The organism is Tatumella sp. JGM91 (assembly GCF_018257575.1).
In the GTDB taxonomy this organism is placed as follows: domain Bacteria; phylum Pseudomonadota; class Gammaproteobacteria; order Enterobacterales; family Enterobacteriaceae; genus Tatumella; species Tatumella punctata.
Genome location: NZ_JAERJP010000009.1, coordinates 66,074 through 81,640, shown reverse-complemented (window position 1 = coordinate 81,640; position 15,567 = coordinate 66,074). Strand labels below are relative to the sequence as shown.

The following is a 15,567-nucleotide window of genomic DNA, read 5'->3' as shown; positions in this document are numbered from 1 at the left end:
AAATACCGGCTGCTGCCAGCCGGTTTGTTCCGGCTTCAGAACAACAATCAGTGACATCTGCGCGGTTTTTACAGTAGTCTGTTCCATTATTACCTGTACCGGTAACTCCGGACCGGTCATTTCCTTTGAGGATATTTTGGATATCAGGCATGAAAAACCAGCGTATCACGTTGCATGATATAGCCTCTCTGGCCGGGGTTACTCCGATGACTGTCAGCCGTTACCTGCGAACACCGGAAAAAGTCACCCCGCAGACATCACAGCGAATCGCTGCCGTTATTAACGAAATCGGCTATCAGCCCGATACAGATAATCCGCAAATATCCGGCCAGGCAACTGCGCGTATCGGGGTGCTGATCCCTTCCTTTCACAACCAGATTTTTCCCAGCCTGCTGGCGGGAATTGAGGCAGCGATCAGCAATACGGGGTATAAAACGGTTGTCGTCAGTTACGACTATGATCCGTTACGCGAAGAAGAACAGATAGCGGCTCTGCTGGCAATGCAGATTAAAGGCATTATTCTGACCGAGTCGGTGCATACACTACGTGCCGAAAAATATCTTAAAGCTTCGGGGATCCCGGTCGCAGAAGTGATGGGTAATCAATGTCAGCCAGGCAGGATCTGTGTCGGGTTTGATAATCAACAGGCCGGATTTGATATGACCCGGCTGTTACTGGCGCGGGGTAAAAAACAGATTATCTATTTCGGGGCGATGTCTGATCACAGAGACAGATTGCGCTATTCCGGCTATTGCGAAGCCATGCAGCAAGCCGGACTCCGGCCGGGTCAGATCACCCCGAATAAAATATCATCGGTTTCGGTCGGTAACGGTATGATGGGGGTTGCCAGACAGAAATACCCGCAGGTCGATGGCATACTCTGTACTAACGATGATTTGGCCGTCGGCGTTTTACAGGAATGTTTGCAGGCTGGTATTCAGGTCCCCGCGCAGCTGAGTATTGCCGGTTTTCACGGACTGGAGATAGGTCAGGTTACTCCGTTAAAACTGGCCAGCGTTATTACCCCGCGTTTTGCCATCGGTAAAACTGTGACCGAAATTATGCTCAGAAGCATTGCCGGACAGGAAACACCTGCCCATGTTGACCTCCATTACCAGCTCTCTTGCGGGGAAACGCTTTGATCCTTTCCCGGTTTCACTCCGCTTATCCCGCCGTCTGGCTCACGAACCTTGTAACAGGGTTTTCTAACATGATTATACGTGACCGGGATCCCATAACATCCTTCTGAAATCGCGTTTTATACCCCCTGATAAGCGTTGCAGACAGTCACAGAGCACTGACTTTGCTGACCCTGTTTTCATCGTCCTGAAGAATGATAAAGGGGTTTTATTATGCAGAACACTATCCCCGGCACCCGCTGGTTTCGCGTTATTGTGCCGATCCTGATTACCTGCATTATGTCGTTTATGGATCGGGTCAATATCAGTTTCGCTCTGCCTGGCGGTATGGAAACTGACCTGGCCATGTCCAGCCAGATGGCCGGCGTTGTCAGTGGCATCTTCTTTATCGGATATCTTTTTTTACAGGTCCCCGGAGGACACATTGCTGTACGTGGCAGCGGAAAACGCTTTATTGCTTATTCGCTGATTGCGTGGGCTGTGGTGTCCGTCGCCACCGGGTTTGTGACTAACCATTATCAGCTGCTGATTTTGCGTTTTATTCTTGGTATTTCCGAAGGCGGAATGCTGCCGGTGGTGCTGACCATGGTCAGTAACTGGTTTCCGGAAAAAGAACTGGGCCGGGCTAATGCATTTGTGATGATGTTTGCCCCGCTGGGCGGTATGGTCACCGCGCCCGTTTCCGGGGCTATTATTGCGATACTGGACTGGCGCTGGTTATTTATTATCGAGGGATTACTGTCTGTCGTGGTTCTGGTCTTCTGGTGGTTTATGATAAGCGACAGGCCCGGGGAAGCCCGCTGGTTACCTGCGGCTGAACGAGAATATCTGTTACGCGAGCTCGCCAGGGAACAGGCCGAGCGTCGGAAACTGAATCCGGTCAGCAATGCGCCGCTGAAAGAGGTATTCCGTAATAAAGGTCTGATGAAACTGGTAGTACTGAACTTTTTCTATCAGACCGGGGACTATGGTTATACCCTGTGGTTGCCAACCATTATTAAGAATCTTACCGGGGCCAGTATCGGTAATGTCGGCATGCTGACCGTATTACCTTTTATTGCTACCCTGCTGGGGATCTACAGTATTTCATACCTCAGCGATAAAACCGGAAAACGCCGCCAATGGGTAATGATATCTCTGTTTTGTTTTGCTGCATCACTGCTGGCGTCGGTAATATTGCGCCAGAACATTATCGCGGCTTATATTGCATTGATCTGTTGCGGATTTTTTCTTAAAGCAGCCACCAGCCCGTTCTGGAGTATTCCGGGGCGTATTGCTTCCGCCGAAGCGGCAGGCAGCGCACGGGGCGTCATTAACGGATTAGGTAACCTCGGCGGGTTCTGCGGGCCTTATCTGGTAGGATTGATGATGTATCTTTACGGGCAGAATACGGCCGTCGTGGTGCTGGCAGCCTCACTGGTGCTCGCAGGCATTATTGCAGCATTACTCCCGGCACAATGTGATCTCCGGCCGGCACCTGCCGCAGACAGTGACCCTTTGCCTCCGCCACTGGCGAATAACAAATAATCCGGTAGTTTCCCCGGCCTGCCATCAGGCCGGGGAAACGGGTCACTGGCTTGTCTTTTTAATGTACCAGCGTAACGAGTTAAAATATAATTGCGGAGACTTAATCACTTTTCCTTCGTCAGCCAGCTGTAATAATACCGCCCTGGTAACATAAATACTGGCATCACAACGGTCAGCTACCTGACGGGTTTTCGGCCAGTATTGTAATTCAGGTAACATCCCCCCCTGCAATGGTTCAGGACAGACATCCAGGCATAATTCGTTTAATGCATGAAGGATTTCCCGTTTTTTATTCTTTCGTAACTTTCTTTCACTGTACATAATTATTCCATTCCATTAGTTTCTGGTTACAAAGGGAGACGTTTTAGTAATTTGTCTCTTAAAAAAACCGAAAGCTTTATCTCAACAAATAAATAAAACACCCATGAACATATGTAGGTCAGCACCAGGCTTACCCATAACAGATTAAACCGGTTTGAAAATGAATCGAAATAGTCCTCACCCAGATATCTCTGCGCGGCAGAAATCACCGTAAAGATAACGGCCATATGTAACAAATAAAGTGAGTAAGATATTTTCCCGGTAAACATCAGCAAGCCGGGAACCCGCCGGGATGTTATCTTGCTTAATTTAAGTCCGGACAGGAAAAGAATAAAGCAAGGCAGCGTCATAACATTGGTATGTAAATTCCAGCGTTCACCAAACGGGGCATATAATCCGCCGACGGCAAATAAAAAGAAAACCACAGATCCTGCCATCAGCAGCCAGCAGCCGATGCCTGCAGAAGATGACATCCTGCTGTAAAGCATCGCTGCCAGCAATCCGGCCAGAAAATCAATATTAATTGAATCACTGATCATAAGGATATATTGCTGATAGAAATGCGGATCACTGGCCTGACGCTGTAACAGAGCATCACGGGGCACCAGTAACATTAATGATAAAAAAAGTATGACCAGAAAAAGGTAACGAGAACGGCCACATAACAGCATAACTGCAACCATCAGGTAAAAAAAAACTCATAATTCAGCGTCCAGCCATTTTCCAGCAACGGAAAGCCGTAAGCAGGTGACTCTCCGCCATTCAGCGGAATAAAGAATAATGATTTTATCGTCTGGTTAAATAATCCGCTCGCCGGGCGGGTGAACCAGTAATAAATGGCATACCCTGACGTCAGGATTGCATAGGCAGGAAATATTCTAAAACTGCGCCGGATAATATATTTCAAGCTGTTTTTCCATCCGGACTGCAACTGTCTGGTGGTTATCCATACCAGAAAACCGCTGACCATAAAGAAAATATCTACCCCCAGATATCCGCGGCGTAACAGGGTTTGTTCCAAAGGTGAAACAAACCAGCTGTAGTGATAGAAAATAACCGCTAATGCAGCAATAGCCCGATAAACCTGAATAATATCGATATGTTGACGTTCACTGGTCATAGAGATGTCTCTTTATCTGATACTAATGGTGCTGGTGAATAAACAGATGCCTGCGGGCTGACCGCAAGCCATCTGTCTTTATTTACATATCCCAAAGCATGTCGGCTGCCGGTCAGAATGAATAGTTCAGACCGGTGGCATAATTAACCACAGTATTACTGTCGTTGCTGTTACTTAACTGAACTGCTGCGTAGGTACTCAGATTTTTACTTAGAGAAGAGTACATCCCCAGTTTCACTTCCCGCCATTGCCGTGATTTCCCGCCCTCTGTCAGCCGGTAAAATTCCGTTCCGGTACTTTTTAACGAGGCGGTTATTTTACCCGGCGCAGTCACAGATTCATTACGATAGCTGAGGTGAAGATAGGGGTTTACCGGCAGGTTGCGGGTATCTATCCGCCAGCCTGCTGTAATATTGCGGCGATTCAGTCGCTGATCACCAAACTTCATTGAGGTACTGCTATTGCCTTTTTCGGCATACCCATTGAGCAGCGAACGATCGTAGCTAAAACCCAGCAGAGGGCCAGTGGTAACATTACGATGTAATGCCATATCAAATCCGAGATTAACACTTAACCCGCTGAAGCGGGCGCGGGTTGCAGCCTGTTCTGTTCTGACCGCTTTCCCCAGCGAAACACTGCGTCTGATTTTATTAAAATCAGCACTGCCGCTGCTGAGTTCCAGGTTACCCCATACACCGTTTTCCATCACCAGCTGACTAAACAGGCTCATAGTGGTGCTGTTGTACTGGTACTTGAAGAGATCTGAAGATTTAAAATGTGTATTTCCGGCACTGACCATACCACCGAGGCTGAACCCTTTCACTGGTTGCAGGGAAAAACCGATATGGCCGTTACTGGCAAGCCCGTGTCCGCCAGTCAATAGCGTATTTTCTTTAGCCCTTGCGTATTTACCGCTGTATCCTCCGAAAATACTGACTTTGTCATCGGAGGACATCATCCGTTGTTTTTGTAATTGCGAATCAAGGTATAAACGCCTGTCAGACTGAATATTATTGATCCCCTGATTCAGCCCGGCCACCTGAAACGGCGCATCAATAATCGACATCATATATTCAGCAATCACCCCATGGGCGACCGGGCTGGGGTGAAACCAGTCTGAAAATAAATATACCTGATCATTATAAAATCCCGGGGTATCTTCTTTACAGAAAGGAGCTCCGATACCAATCTGGCACATCGGGACTAAAATATTATCGAAACCATAGGCGGCAGGAGAATCAATGATTTCGGCGAAAAGCCGGTTAACATCAGCAAGAACAATATTTCCCTGCAACCCGCTCAGTCCCTTTTCCACATCATTATTGAACTGCTCAGTCAGTTTATTTTCCATGCTAAGGAATGTACGAAAAATGGCAGAGGTGATCTCAATCGGCACATTCAGCCCATAACTTTCCAGTACCCGTTCAACAGAAGCGGTAACCGCCGCCTGGCGTGCTTCTTCGCCATTAACACTGCCCAGTGAGCGTAGATAGGCGTCCTGTAATGCATACAGACGCGGGAGATCCAGCAGATTTCCGCCAAGGAAAGCCTGAGCAAAACCAAATAACGCGGTCCCCGTCCATGGGCTCATTCCGGCATCAGGAAGGTTAGGTACTACCACCATCCCTGCCCCCGAATCCAGCAGCCGTCGGGCCTGGCTGACGACATCCTGCGGGGCACTGGATAGCAGGTAGTTCTCCCCCTGATTGAATATTTTACTGAAATTAAAGCTCAGTAAGCTGGTTTCCACATCAACTGACAGGTCATTAGCTCCGACCCAGAGAATATATAAGCCATCAGGATTTCCCTGCTGATTATTGTCTTGCAGATACATATCAATTTGCTGACTGGTTTTATAAATCAGAAACGGTGTCTGGCTGGCTGTGGCTCCTGACTGTGCATAATTGGTTCCGCCCTGGGTATAAGGTGGTGAAGTTTCACCTGTGTAAGCCTCTGAGATCAGCTCGTTATACAGTTTACTGTCATATCCCGACAGAAAACGGGTAATAGGCCCGGCAAAACCACCATCACTGATACTGTCCCCGAAGGTATATACTTTATCAAAAGCAACTACCGGAGCAGAAATGGCAAGTGTCGCCGAGATAACACCGGCATGGAGTACACTTTTCATTAAATATCCTTATTTAAATTGAAAGTTTTTGCTTCATTAAAGAATGAAACTGTTAAGTCACTTCAGACTGGCTGATATAAATTATTTTTCCTTTCTCGCTGACAGTAATCGTATCCAGTAACCGCCGGACATTCCCCTGGCAATACAGAGTATAAAGAATAATGACCTGATGACTTTCTCTGCCGCTCAGTTGACCTTCTGCCCGGAACTGTTCAGCAGAGCACAATAAACGGGTCAGATATTCGGTTACCGCTGTAATTCCGGATAACTGCCGGTCTTTTTTTTGCAGAATTACCCGCGAATCAAATACCATTTCAGGATCGATAATCTCTTTTACTGTAAAAATATCGGAATAACAGAAACCGGCAGGCAGCCGTGCTTTCCCGGGTTTACGGAAAGACGAAAACTCTTTAATAGCATGATAATCATAGAAATTATGGTAACTTCCCTCCTGTAATGACCAGCCAGTAATTTTCATATTCTGCAAAATCATTTCGTTCAGGCATCCGGAAAGATAATACTGCCCGTTGACCATTGCGCCTTTAATAATACTGCGCCTGGCCGCGTTGATAAAAAACTCACCTTTTCTGAAGTAATAAAAACCTGCGATGGCTTCGCGACTGATGGCTCTTTTTTCCGCAACCTCAATAATTCTTCCGTCAGCCTGCTTTCTGATAAATGCCCATTTAGGATGTAATGAAGTAAAGGTCAGCACACCGGCATCGGCCTGTTTCTGGCGAAAATAATCCAGGATGTTATGAATATCACCACTGATATATTGATCGCCGGAAATAATAATCACCTCATCATCAGGATCGATATCATCAACAGCCAGTAAACAGCTGCAAACCGCACCTCCCGTATCACCCTGTAAATGAATTACTTTTCCCTGACCATTACTGACAATAGCGATCATTGAAGATAACTGCAGTGCTTTATCTTTTTGTCCCGGGATAAGGAAGATACGCCGGGTATCTGTCGGTAACCCCGCAACAATCTCCTGCGAATATTCGAACAACGTTTTCTTATCAATTTCGTTAAGGATTTTCGGATAAGAGAATTCAGCGCTCATTTCATATAATGCGCTGCCTCCCAGTGGCGTGATTATTGTCATCATCAGGATTTACCCTCAATTATGTTGATAAAGTTTCTGATATTGCAGTAATTGACATCACTGACTGTATCCACTTTCAGCACATGGGCACCACTCTCTGTGGCGGCACGAACCCCGTTGTCGTTATCTTCCACCACCATACATTGCTCCGGTAGCAGTCCCAGTCTGGCGATAGCTTTCTGATAAATTTCCGGAGAAGGTTTTCCGTAAGTCACATCCTGGTTAGAAAGAAAAAACTCAAAATTAGCCAGCAGATTCGCCCGGGTCAGCATAACTTCGATACTGTCGCGTATGGAGTTTGATGCGACAGCCAGACGATAGCCTTCATGCCGCAACCTGGCTAAAGCAAATTCATGATGAAACACGGGACGGCAATATTGATATACCATTTCCATCGTGTATTGCTGCTTCAGCTGATTGATAAAGCCGTGCAGTGACGGCGGTAATCCTTTCTCTGTACTCAGAATAGACAGCTTATCGCGGGTAGGAAGACCGTCAAATTTAGACAGATGTTCATGACGGGCAATCACCATTCCGAACAGTGCCAGCGCTTTGTTCAGAGCATCATAATGCCAGTCTCTGGCATCAATCAGGACACCATCCATATCAAAAATGATCGCCTGAATCTTATTATTCATCCCACACCTCCCTGGCATTTTCAGGTCTATCGGTACATAACATCAGTTGATCAGTCAGCTCTGATCCGGCCGTAAAATGGCTTAGCTGCTGCCAGTAGTCGCGGTGATCCCGCTGATGTAATTCCGGAGAAACACAGCAGACCTCTGCACCCCGGCGAAGAAAATATTCTATTTGTCGGACATCACATTCACCGGACAAAAAACTATCCAGCCACAAGCCCTGTAATTCCCGGAACAGCAGATTTTCGGTTTCAAATTCACTGATCCGCCCATAGGTCTTCACCCCTGCTGCGATATAGCTGTGCATATCAGGAACTGACATATCAAAACAGAAATAATTTTCTATTTTAAAAAATTGCAGATGCTGCCGGATTTCCATCGCCAGCCCGTCAGACTTAATATTCAGCGCCAGCGGCAGGCGATAGTCATAGCTGGCATGTAATTGTAAAAAATCACAAAACAGCAGGCACCCCTGCTGCGCCATATCATGAGAGATCACCAGCTGACCATTAAAATCACGAATATCGGTCTCACAACCAAACCCCTGGCTGAAAGCACGTCTGAATGCCGTAACCGTATTTTTTTCAGCCACCGTTTTCCATAACCCCCGGTGTGATAAAATCTGCATTTCCCCTCCGGTATAACTTTCCCTGTGGTACTGTCCCGGGTCTAGCAACGACGCCCAAAAACTCTGATAGCAACCCCGCGGACAAACGTGATGTGTAACGGCAGAAACTTAATCCATAACATCAGCCGTAATATAAAAATATGCAGCCTTTTTACTTTATGACGTAACTGCTGCACTGTTCCCTGAGAAGGGTTTTCCCCTGGCTGTAATTTTTTCCAGTCATCAAAGCAATACACACTGGAAAGTCCTTTACTTTTATATACCTGATGATGTTTACCCCAGTAAAAATTAAGCATTTCGCTGGAGTAAGGGATAAAGTTATTAATATAATAATTCTCTGATCTTTCCCGCAGCGTTTCAGAGGCGAAACGATTTCCGGGGAACTCCATATTCCCGCTGACCTTTTCAATATACTTAACCCATATGTATTGCTCAGGCACATAACGCATAAGGGTAAATATTGAAAAGCAAAAGCAAACTTCAAACACTGAACTGTCTGCCAGCGGAATGTCAAACAGGTCATATAAGTCCTGCTGATTCCCCGCCAGAAAAATATCACCGGGATGAAACAGATATGGCATATATCCTCTGGCATTGCGGGCAAATACATTACCGTTTATTACCCGATGACGAAATAATGCATAGCCAGGATCTCGTGGGAAGCGGCAGGCGTACTCCTGTCGGTGTTGTAAAATATGCCTGATTTCCGGGCCATTAAGCCGTGAATCAGTGCGTAACTTAACCACCAGTTCATGGCTTGCGCGGCGAATACCTTCCCGCGAAGAAACTATCAGCCGGTTTATATTCGTTACCCAGCGGGCTGTTTTTTGCTGGTATATCAATGGACCGGGATCCTGACTCTCCAGAAGAATAATGTCATAAGGATTTATCTTTTGTTTTAACTCCCTCCGTAAATCACGCCTGATATTCCATGTGGATAAGATAATTTCATCTTGTGGGAAATTCTTCCGGGTAATGGCTATATTCTCGATAATATCATCACATATCTTATTATTTTCTATAACCCGACCCTGAAAAATTATACTTACTCTCTCCATGATCATCCCCTGATCGAACTGATTTTCTTTTTTACCAATTTAATAAGTTTTTTAAATTTTTCAGTAATAGTCACCCCGAGAAAAATCATTGATACATTATTCAGCAACGCCCTGTATTCGCCAAAGTGCCGGACTCGAAGGTATCTGGTGCTCATATTAAAAAAAGACCAGAGTTCATTCTTATAGTCTTCATGCTTTGCGGAAACAATAAATACCGTCACACTCCGGTCCGGTCGGGAGTCATCCATCAGCAGAATTTTTATCAGAGTAATCAGATGCTCACGGTAGGTATCATATTCTTTATCATTACTTACCTTAACAAAGATCGCATAGATTTTTGTTTCCAGATCGACAGAGAAATTCTTAACTTTTTCCATATCAAAACCCAGTAACAATACCTGTGATATTTCTCTGTTAAGTTCGGGAATTCTGGTTTGATCATTACCATTTAACCATAGCCCGTATTCTTCTTCGCTGACGCCCTCTACCTGCAGTTCCATCTGTTCTCCGGTCACTTTTTATAGGGTGTACTGTCATTTAATAATCGGGCTACTTCTTTCACAGACATCGGGAAGTAAGCACCTTTATACAGGTACTTCAGGTAGCAGGCCGAAATCCAGGTGCTTATTTTTATTAATGGTGTTTTTTTAATAAACCAGTCATCATTATTTCTGTAAAACGGTGAGTAAAACCATGAATGTGACAACTGGTTATTAAGAATAAAGCTTCCCACCAGTGTGCTTTTCTTAGTTGCAGGACTGGCTGAGGAATTCATTACCCGTAAAATCTGAATCAGTTCATTAGGTGCTATCTCTTCACACAGAATAAGACGACTAAAATCATTGATAAACTCACTGGTCCGGGACAATTTTACTGTAATTTCTTTAATCACATTCTTTATCAGTAAGAACCGGGCAAGTCCGCTCATTCCTGATGAAGATATGGTCTGTAAGACCTGGCGGGTGGCCCCGTACTTACAGGCAAACTGATAAATACGCCCGCGGGCCTGCTCATCTGACAGGCGGAATAACGGTTTTTTTCGCACAAACGGCAGTATTTCCATAATACTGCGACTCATACGGTTTCTTCCCCGGTAATCTTTTACGGCTACACAACCGTAGTAATGAATCACCGAGCGGGCGTTCATACTCTGGGTCACCGTCAGCGGATTAATGATAGAAGGTATACCATCATCGCTGCAACGTATCCCCTGTTCTATATCTTCATAATCATTCCAGTACAGTTGTTCATTCTGTGGGGAGTGTAGCCAGACTGATTTTTTACACAAATACAGGCTGCCGGTCAGATAATCATGGCCGAACTGGCTTCTGGCCGGATGCTGGTAGCAGTAAAAAAGTTTACTGATCAGTGCGGTATCTTTTTTCGTTACTGTCCGGATATTCAGCTCCCGGGTCAGGTCCTGCTCTATCGTATTGAAATCTGAATATTTTCTTGGAATGAGATTATACTGATCGGCAAAATAGAATGACTGAAAGCCGGTCATCGGATAAAAGTCACCAAAACGCAACACTGCTTCAGAAAAGTTCAGTGGCAGCATCACCCGGTCATGGATAATACACAGATTAGGGAAGCGGGCGGCCTGTGCCAGTGCATTTTTCTTACGGGTAATATGTACCGGCGGAGCAGTAATTTCCTGGCCGATAATCCGGACCTGATCATAAAAAAGAAAATCGGCATGGGGCGTTCCGCACAGGATAATCTCGAATTCCGGCAAATTAAGCTGCAGAATACGTTCCACACAGGCATTAAGAAATGTCGGATCTTCAGGTCCTGTCGGAATACAAAAACTCCACTGTTCCAGCCCCCTGTCCTGCTCTGCCGTCAGCGGGTGCTGCTTGAGATATACCCTGAATCCATCACGGGCTTCAACTTCAGTAAAAGCCCGCTGGTAATAACGACGCTCCAGCAGACTGTCACAAGGGATCTGTTCTTTAATATAAAGACGGGCCCCGACTGGCATCTGATGAGTGATATCCCACAACAGATGGGCATACAGTGAAGAATCGTTCTGCACGTTAATCAGTGCAACATGGTGAATATCTTTTAACAGAAAACGTGAACAGCCATTTACCACGTATTCTTTATCTGCTTTTTTACCTTCAAAGGCAGAAAAACTAATCACCGTCATACGGGTACCCTCTTCGGCTTGCGGAAGATGGCCGCTGTAACAACGATTCAGGACCGGGACCCTGAGTTTTCTGTCATGTCTGTAACGAATAATTCTCATATTTGTTTCCAGCCTGCCCGGTTATCAGAACGATACAGACTGGCGGAAAACCGGCAGGCTGCAGAATTTTTGCAAGTCCTCAGGTGTCCCCAGACCATACATGCCGTCCATTTCGCTGCCAATATTAAGGATCCCAAGCCGGGAGTTGCCCTCAGCCAGCATATAGTTATAAACGGGAGCGACATAGAACTCCCCTGCGCTGCGATCATTCTGACGGATCATCTGTCCGGCAAAATGGCAGAAATCTCTGCCTCTGCGGTAGTTATAGATACCGACTGTCGCCTGATCCGACACAACCTGTTTTTCTACCACCGAAATAACCTGGCCAGAATGATTGCAACATGCATAGGACCACTTAGGATCACTGGCAGTCATCGTCATAATTAATCCATCCAGCTGTTGATCATCCAGCTGCTGTAAATAGTGGTTAATATCGATATCTACCCACTGATCAGAATTGGCAATCATTAACTGGTCATCGTTATTAATAAATTCTTTCGCGGCTAATACTGTACAGGCAGCACCTTCAGTTATCCCTTCTAATGGAATAATCACTGCCCCCGGAGCAGCTGAACTCAGGATTTCGTCTGCAGCATAGTCGGAAATATGTGATTTCTGACAAATAAAAATAAACCGGTGTTCTGCTGCAGGTCGGAGATTATTGATGACGACTTCTATCATCCGTTTATTATTAAGCATGATTAATGGTTTGGGATCCTTATAACCGGCAGAAGAAAAACGACTTCCACGTCCGGCCATGGGTATAACGATATTAATCATACAATCACCTCAGCGCTGTATTTATCATTTTTCACCGCAGGAAGTTTCACCACCAGAGTCGTGGTATTCTCTAACACATTAAAATCTGTTATCTCTTCAGGTAAAATAGTCACAATATCGCCGGAACGGTAATTATTCCCGTTCATCATGACATTCCCTGTGATTATCATCGTTATTTCGGTGGAAATTTTATGATAATGCGCGGGCTCATAATCCCCGGTAACATAGTGTTTCACCGCAACTTCGACATGTTCAGAATAAAACACTGAAGGTTGAAAAGGCCCGACCAGCCAGCCTCTTACCATCTGATCTATATGTTCTTTTTTCATCATTTTACCGGTATCAAAAAGTCCTTGTTATTGTTCCCGGAATACGGCCGGATATCCATAACCTCTTATTTAACTGCCAGGAAAATTGTGCATTAAAATAAGATTTTTTCAGCCCCATTGCTTATACAAGCAGATAATATTTCCTTTTTAATGCTATGTAAACCATCTGTTTTGGGTAAAAAAACCATACTACAACCATGAAGCAGAATAAAAAACTAAAAACATAAACACAAAAAGATTTAGGCGTTGCTATTTTATTTAACTTAAGATAAAAGATCGTTTATTTTAAGTATTTACGTTTTAACAATTGAGATTATTTTTATCATATCCACTATTAAAAACAGTGCTCTGCCGGCAGGATTTATTTACAAGTAAGTCAGAAGAAGTATTTCAGGCTGTGATTATAACTGTAATTATCCTAAGAACAATCAGCAGGATGACTTCAGTATTATCCAGAGGTAAATGGGAGAGTAACGTGCTTTGAAAGGAAAAAACCATCGCCACGTAAACAATATTAAAAATAAACATCACCGGCCATATATATATGGCCGGTGATGTTCACTGATCAAAAGCTGTAGGTTATACCAAGATTATAACGCCTGCCGTCAAGTACCGTATCATACACCGAATAATCAATTTTCTTATCGAAGATATTATATACTCCGGCAACTACTGAAAGTTCTTTACTTACATTATACCGGGTGCCTATATCAACAAAACTATAGGAAGGGACGCCCTGTGCCATAGAGGTACGACTGAGATATTCCGAACTTTTACCACGGAAGTTTATCCGGCTCCAGAAAGATAAATCTTCACGGGCCTGCCAGTTCAGCACAGCATTGAACATATGTTCAGGCATTTTGTTTAAGGGTTTACCAGAAAATTGTCCGCTTTTCTGTTCTGAGCGGGTATAAGTATAATTTGCTGTCAGTTGCCAGCCGGTTGCCGGTTGCCAGCCAAATGTCGATTCCACTCCACGCATTGTTGCTTTATCTACATTGACCCTGTCGCTGACAAAATCATAAGAGGTATTACCGATAGTACAGGAGGGTTCGGCACTGCTGTTACAACGGCGAACTTCGGTTATTTTGTCTTTAAAATCCGTATTAAACAAGGTAATACCGGCATTCAGAGTATCACCATTATCCCAGAGTAAGGCGATCTCTTCACTGAGGCTTTTTTCCGGTTTCAGGTCCGGATTACCGACAATAATACCGTTAAGCCGCCCGCCGCCAGTCGTCTGTCCCCAGTTGGCCGAAGACTGACGTAAATCAGGAGAGCGGTAACCGGCAGAAATTCCCCCTTTCAGGATCCACTGGTCACTCAGATGCCAGACACCATACCCCCTCGGAGTCCAGTGTGTTCCGTAATTTTCGTCCTGGTCCATACGCAACCCGCCAGTCAGGCTTAGCCCGCCGGTAATTGCCCATTCATCTTCCGCAAAAATAGCATAGCTCCAGCGAGTCAGCTTATTCAGTCCCTGTGCAGACTGAAGCTGATTACCATTATCCCGTAATTTTTCGTAGCGATACTGTCCCCCCAGCGTAAGAGTATGCTTATCCAGTAATAGCTGGTTCTGGGTATTAAAGGTTGTGTTATAAGATTTCATTTCCCGTACAGGGTTATTCGTTTCTTCCTGTTGCAGGTAGCTGGTCGTATTTAGCGAGTCATAGTAACCATTGTGGGTCAGGGCATAACTGGTATGTTCATAACGATTTTCACTGCGGCTGTTGGGGGTACATCGGGTACCACGACAGGTTTCTATGGCCTTCGATTTCCCCGGGGTGCTGTTCCGGTCCTGTAATTCCCTCGCCATATCAACTGCGAAGCTGTTTCTGTCGTCCGGTGTCAGGGTAAAGGTGGCAGCCCCGTTACGCATCCGCTGCTCATTATAACCATTAAGAATTTTATCTTCCTGCCGCCGGGAGAGTAAACCACTCAGCTTAAGTCCCAGCAGCCCATCAATCAGCGGACCTGAAACATACGCATCGGTCTGGAAAAGATCCCCGGAACGGCTGTTTTCCTGCAATGTGGTATCTGCATGCAGAGATCCACGCCATTTACCGTTGTTATGCGTTTTTTTGGTGATCACATTGATCACCCCCCCCATTGCATCAGAACCATACAGTGATGACATCGGGCCACGGATCACTTCAATTCGTTCGATAGATTCCAGCGGTGGCAGCCAGCCCTGTTCGATACCTGCATTATCACTGTTTGGCCGGGTTCCGCGGGTACTGACCCGTCGCCCGTCTACCAGAAATAAAGTGTATTGGGAAGACATACCACGAATACTGATATCACTGCTGCTGCCTCCCCCGGTAACAACGACTCCGGGCACATCTTTCAGGGCATCGGTAATATCCCGGTATGCCTTATCTTCAATTTGTTGCTTACTGATTACCGAGATGGATGCCGGTGCATCTTGTATTTTCTGTTCGAAACCTGTCGCAGTAACCACCAGCGTTTCTTTATCTGCGGCATCAGCGACAGGGCATACTGCCGTAACCATCACCATAACCAGAGGTCTGACA

General features: G+C 45.5%; 13 protein-coding genes and 1 pseudogene. 2 read left to right on the top strand and 12 right to left on the bottom strand.

What is annotated here, in order from left to right; genetic code table 11:
- Positions 1-149 precede the first annotated feature (149 nt).
- Both JK198_RS08000 and JK198_RS07995 read left to right on the top strand, forming a co-directional pair.
- Complete coding sequence (locus JK198_RS08000; protein WP_212708921.1) at positions 150-1,142, top strand: LacI family DNA-binding transcriptional regulator; 993 nt, start codon at positions 150-152, stop codon at positions 1,140-1,142.
- A 210-nt stretch (positions 1,143-1,352) separates the two neighbouring features.
- Positions 1,353-2,666 (top strand): MFS transporter, encoded by a 1,314-nt coding sequence (locus JK198_RS07995; RefSeq protein ID WP_212710354.1) that lies wholly within the window; start codon positions 1,353-1,355, stop codon positions 2,664-2,666.
- A 42-nt stretch (positions 2,667-2,708) separates the two neighbouring features.
- On the opposite strand, the gene JK198_RS07990 is transcribed toward JK198_RS07995, so the two are convergent.
- The 12 genes and pseudogenes from JK198_RS07990 to JK198_RS07930 all read right to left on the bottom strand — a co-directional run bounded on the left by JK198_RS07990 (position 2,709) and on the right by JK198_RS07930 (position 15,551).
- Positions 2,709-2,987 (bottom strand): FaeA/PapI family transcriptional regulator, encoded by a 279-nt coding sequence (locus JK198_RS07990; protein WP_212708919.1) that lies wholly within the window; start codon positions 2,985-2,987, stop codon positions 2,709-2,711.
- 26 nt (positions 2,988-3,013) lie between these two features.
- Positions 3,014-4,107, bottom strand: a pseudogene (locus JK198_RS16980) (acyltransferase).
- A gap of 112 nt (positions 4,108-4,219) precedes the next feature.
- On the bottom strand, positions 4,220-6,238 hold the full coding sequence (locus JK198_RS07975) for an autotransporter domain-containing protein (protein ID WP_212710352.1): 2,019 nt from the start codon (positions 6,236-6,238) through the stop codon (positions 4,220-4,222).
- 52 nt (positions 6,239-6,290) lie between these two features.
- The gene (locus JK198_RS07970) at positions 6,291-7,355 is read right to left on the bottom strand and encodes a sugar phosphate nucleotidyltransferase (protein ID WP_212710351.1); all 1,065 of its coding nucleotides are present in this window, start codon (positions 7,353-7,355) and stop codon (positions 6,291-6,293) included.
- Positions 7,355-7,990, bottom strand: a complete 636-nt coding sequence (locus tag JK198_RS07965; protein WP_212710350.1) for an HAD family phosphatase — start codon at positions 7,988-7,990, stop codon at positions 7,355-7,357. The genes JK198_RS07970 and JK198_RS07965 overlap by 1 nt, the downstream gene beginning before the upstream one ends.
- Positions 7,983-8,618 carry a hypothetical protein gene (locus JK198_RS07960; protein WP_212710349.1) on the bottom strand — a complete coding sequence of 212 codons (636 nt, stop codon included), beginning with the start codon at positions 8,616-8,618 and terminating at the stop codon, positions 7,983-7,985. Before JK198_RS07960 ends, JK198_RS07965 begins: the two co-directional genes overlap by 8 nt.
- Positions 8,619-8,659: 41 nt before the next feature.
- Complete coding sequence (locus JK198_RS07955; protein ID WP_212710348.1) at positions 8,660-9,676, bottom strand: WavE lipopolysaccharide synthesis family protein; 1,017 nt, start codon at positions 9,674-9,676, stop codon at positions 8,660-8,662.
- A gap of 2 nt (positions 9,677-9,678) precedes the next feature.
- A complete protein-coding gene (locus JK198_RS07950) occupies positions 9,679-10,176 on the bottom strand; it encodes a hypothetical protein (protein ID WP_212710347.1) in 498 nt (165 codons plus the stop codon).
- A gap of 11 nt (positions 10,177-10,187) precedes the next feature.
- A complete protein-coding gene (locus JK198_RS07945) occupies positions 10,188-11,924 on the bottom strand; it encodes a hypothetical protein (RefSeq protein ID WP_212710346.1) in 1,737 nt (578 codons plus the stop codon).
- A 24-nt stretch (positions 11,925-11,948) separates the two neighbouring features.
- Positions 11,949-12,704 carry a glycosyltransferase family 2 protein gene (locus tag JK198_RS07940; RefSeq protein ID WP_212709424.1) on the bottom strand — a complete coding sequence of 252 codons (756 nt, stop codon included), beginning with the start codon at positions 12,702-12,704 and terminating at the stop codon, positions 11,949-11,951.
- Positions 12,701-13,036 carry a hypothetical protein gene (locus JK198_RS07935; RefSeq protein ID WP_249213152.1) on the bottom strand — a complete coding sequence of 112 codons (336 nt, stop codon included), beginning with the start codon at positions 13,034-13,036 and terminating at the stop codon, positions 12,701-12,703. The genes JK198_RS07940 and JK198_RS07935 overlap by 4 nt, the downstream gene beginning before the upstream one ends.
- 562 nt (positions 13,037-13,598) lie before the next feature.
- Positions 13,599-15,551: a ligand-gated channel protein gene (locus JK198_RS07930; RefSeq protein ID WP_249213285.1), complete on the bottom strand. Its 1,953-nt coding sequence runs from the start codon at positions 15,549-15,551 to the stop codon at positions 13,599-13,601.
- Between the last annotated feature and the right edge of the window lie 16 nt (positions 15,552-15,567).

Bases quoted from the DNA above. Each gene is read 5' to 3' on its own strand.
- JK198_RS08000 (WP_212708921.1), top strand. From the start codon at position 150: ATGAAAAACCAGCGTATCACGTTGCATGATATAGCCTCTCTGGCCGGG.
- JK198_RS07995 (WP_212710354.1), top strand. From the start codon at position 1,353: ATGCAGAACACTATCCCCGGCACCCGCTGGTTTCGCGTTATTGTGCCG.
- JK198_RS07990 (WP_212708919.1), bottom strand. From the start codon at position 2,987: ATGTACAGTGAAAGAAAGTTACGAAAGAATAAAAAACGGGAAATCCTT.
- JK198_RS07975 (WP_212710352.1), bottom strand. From the start codon at position 6,238: ATGAAAAGTGTACTCCATGCCGGTGTTATCTCGGCGACACTTGCCATT.
- JK198_RS07970 (WP_212710351.1), bottom strand. From the start codon at position 7,355: ATGATGACAATAATCACGCCACTGGGAGGCAGCGCATTATATGAAATG.
- JK198_RS07965 (WP_212710350.1), bottom strand. From the start codon at position 7,990: ATGAATAATAAGATTCAGGCGATCATTTTTGATATGGATGGTGTCCTG.
- JK198_RS07960 (WP_212710349.1), bottom strand. From the start codon at position 8,618: ATGCAGATTTTATCACACCGGGGGTTATGGAAAACGGTGGCTGAAAAA.
- JK198_RS07955 (WP_212710348.1), bottom strand. From the start codon at position 9,676: ATGGAGAGAGTAAGTATAATTTTTCAGGGTCGGGTTATAGAAAATAAT.
- JK198_RS07950 (WP_212710347.1), bottom strand. From the start codon at position 10,176: ATGGAACTGCAGGTAGAGGGCGTCAGCGAAGAAGAATACGGGCTATGG.
- JK198_RS07945 (WP_212710346.1), bottom strand. From the start codon at position 11,924: ATGAGAATTATTCGTTACAGACATGACAGAAAACTCAGGGTCCCGGTC.
- JK198_RS07940 (WP_212709424.1), bottom strand. From the start codon at position 12,704: ATGATTAATATCGTTATACCCATGGCCGGACGTGGAAGTCGTTTTTCT.
- JK198_RS07935 (WP_249213152.1), bottom strand. From the start codon at position 13,036: ATGATGAAAAAAGAACATATAGATCAGATGGTAAGAGGCTGGCTGGTC.
- JK198_RS07930 (WP_249213285.1), bottom strand. From the start codon at position 15,551: ATGGTGATGGTTACGGCAGTATGCCCTGTCGCTGATGCCGCAGATAAA.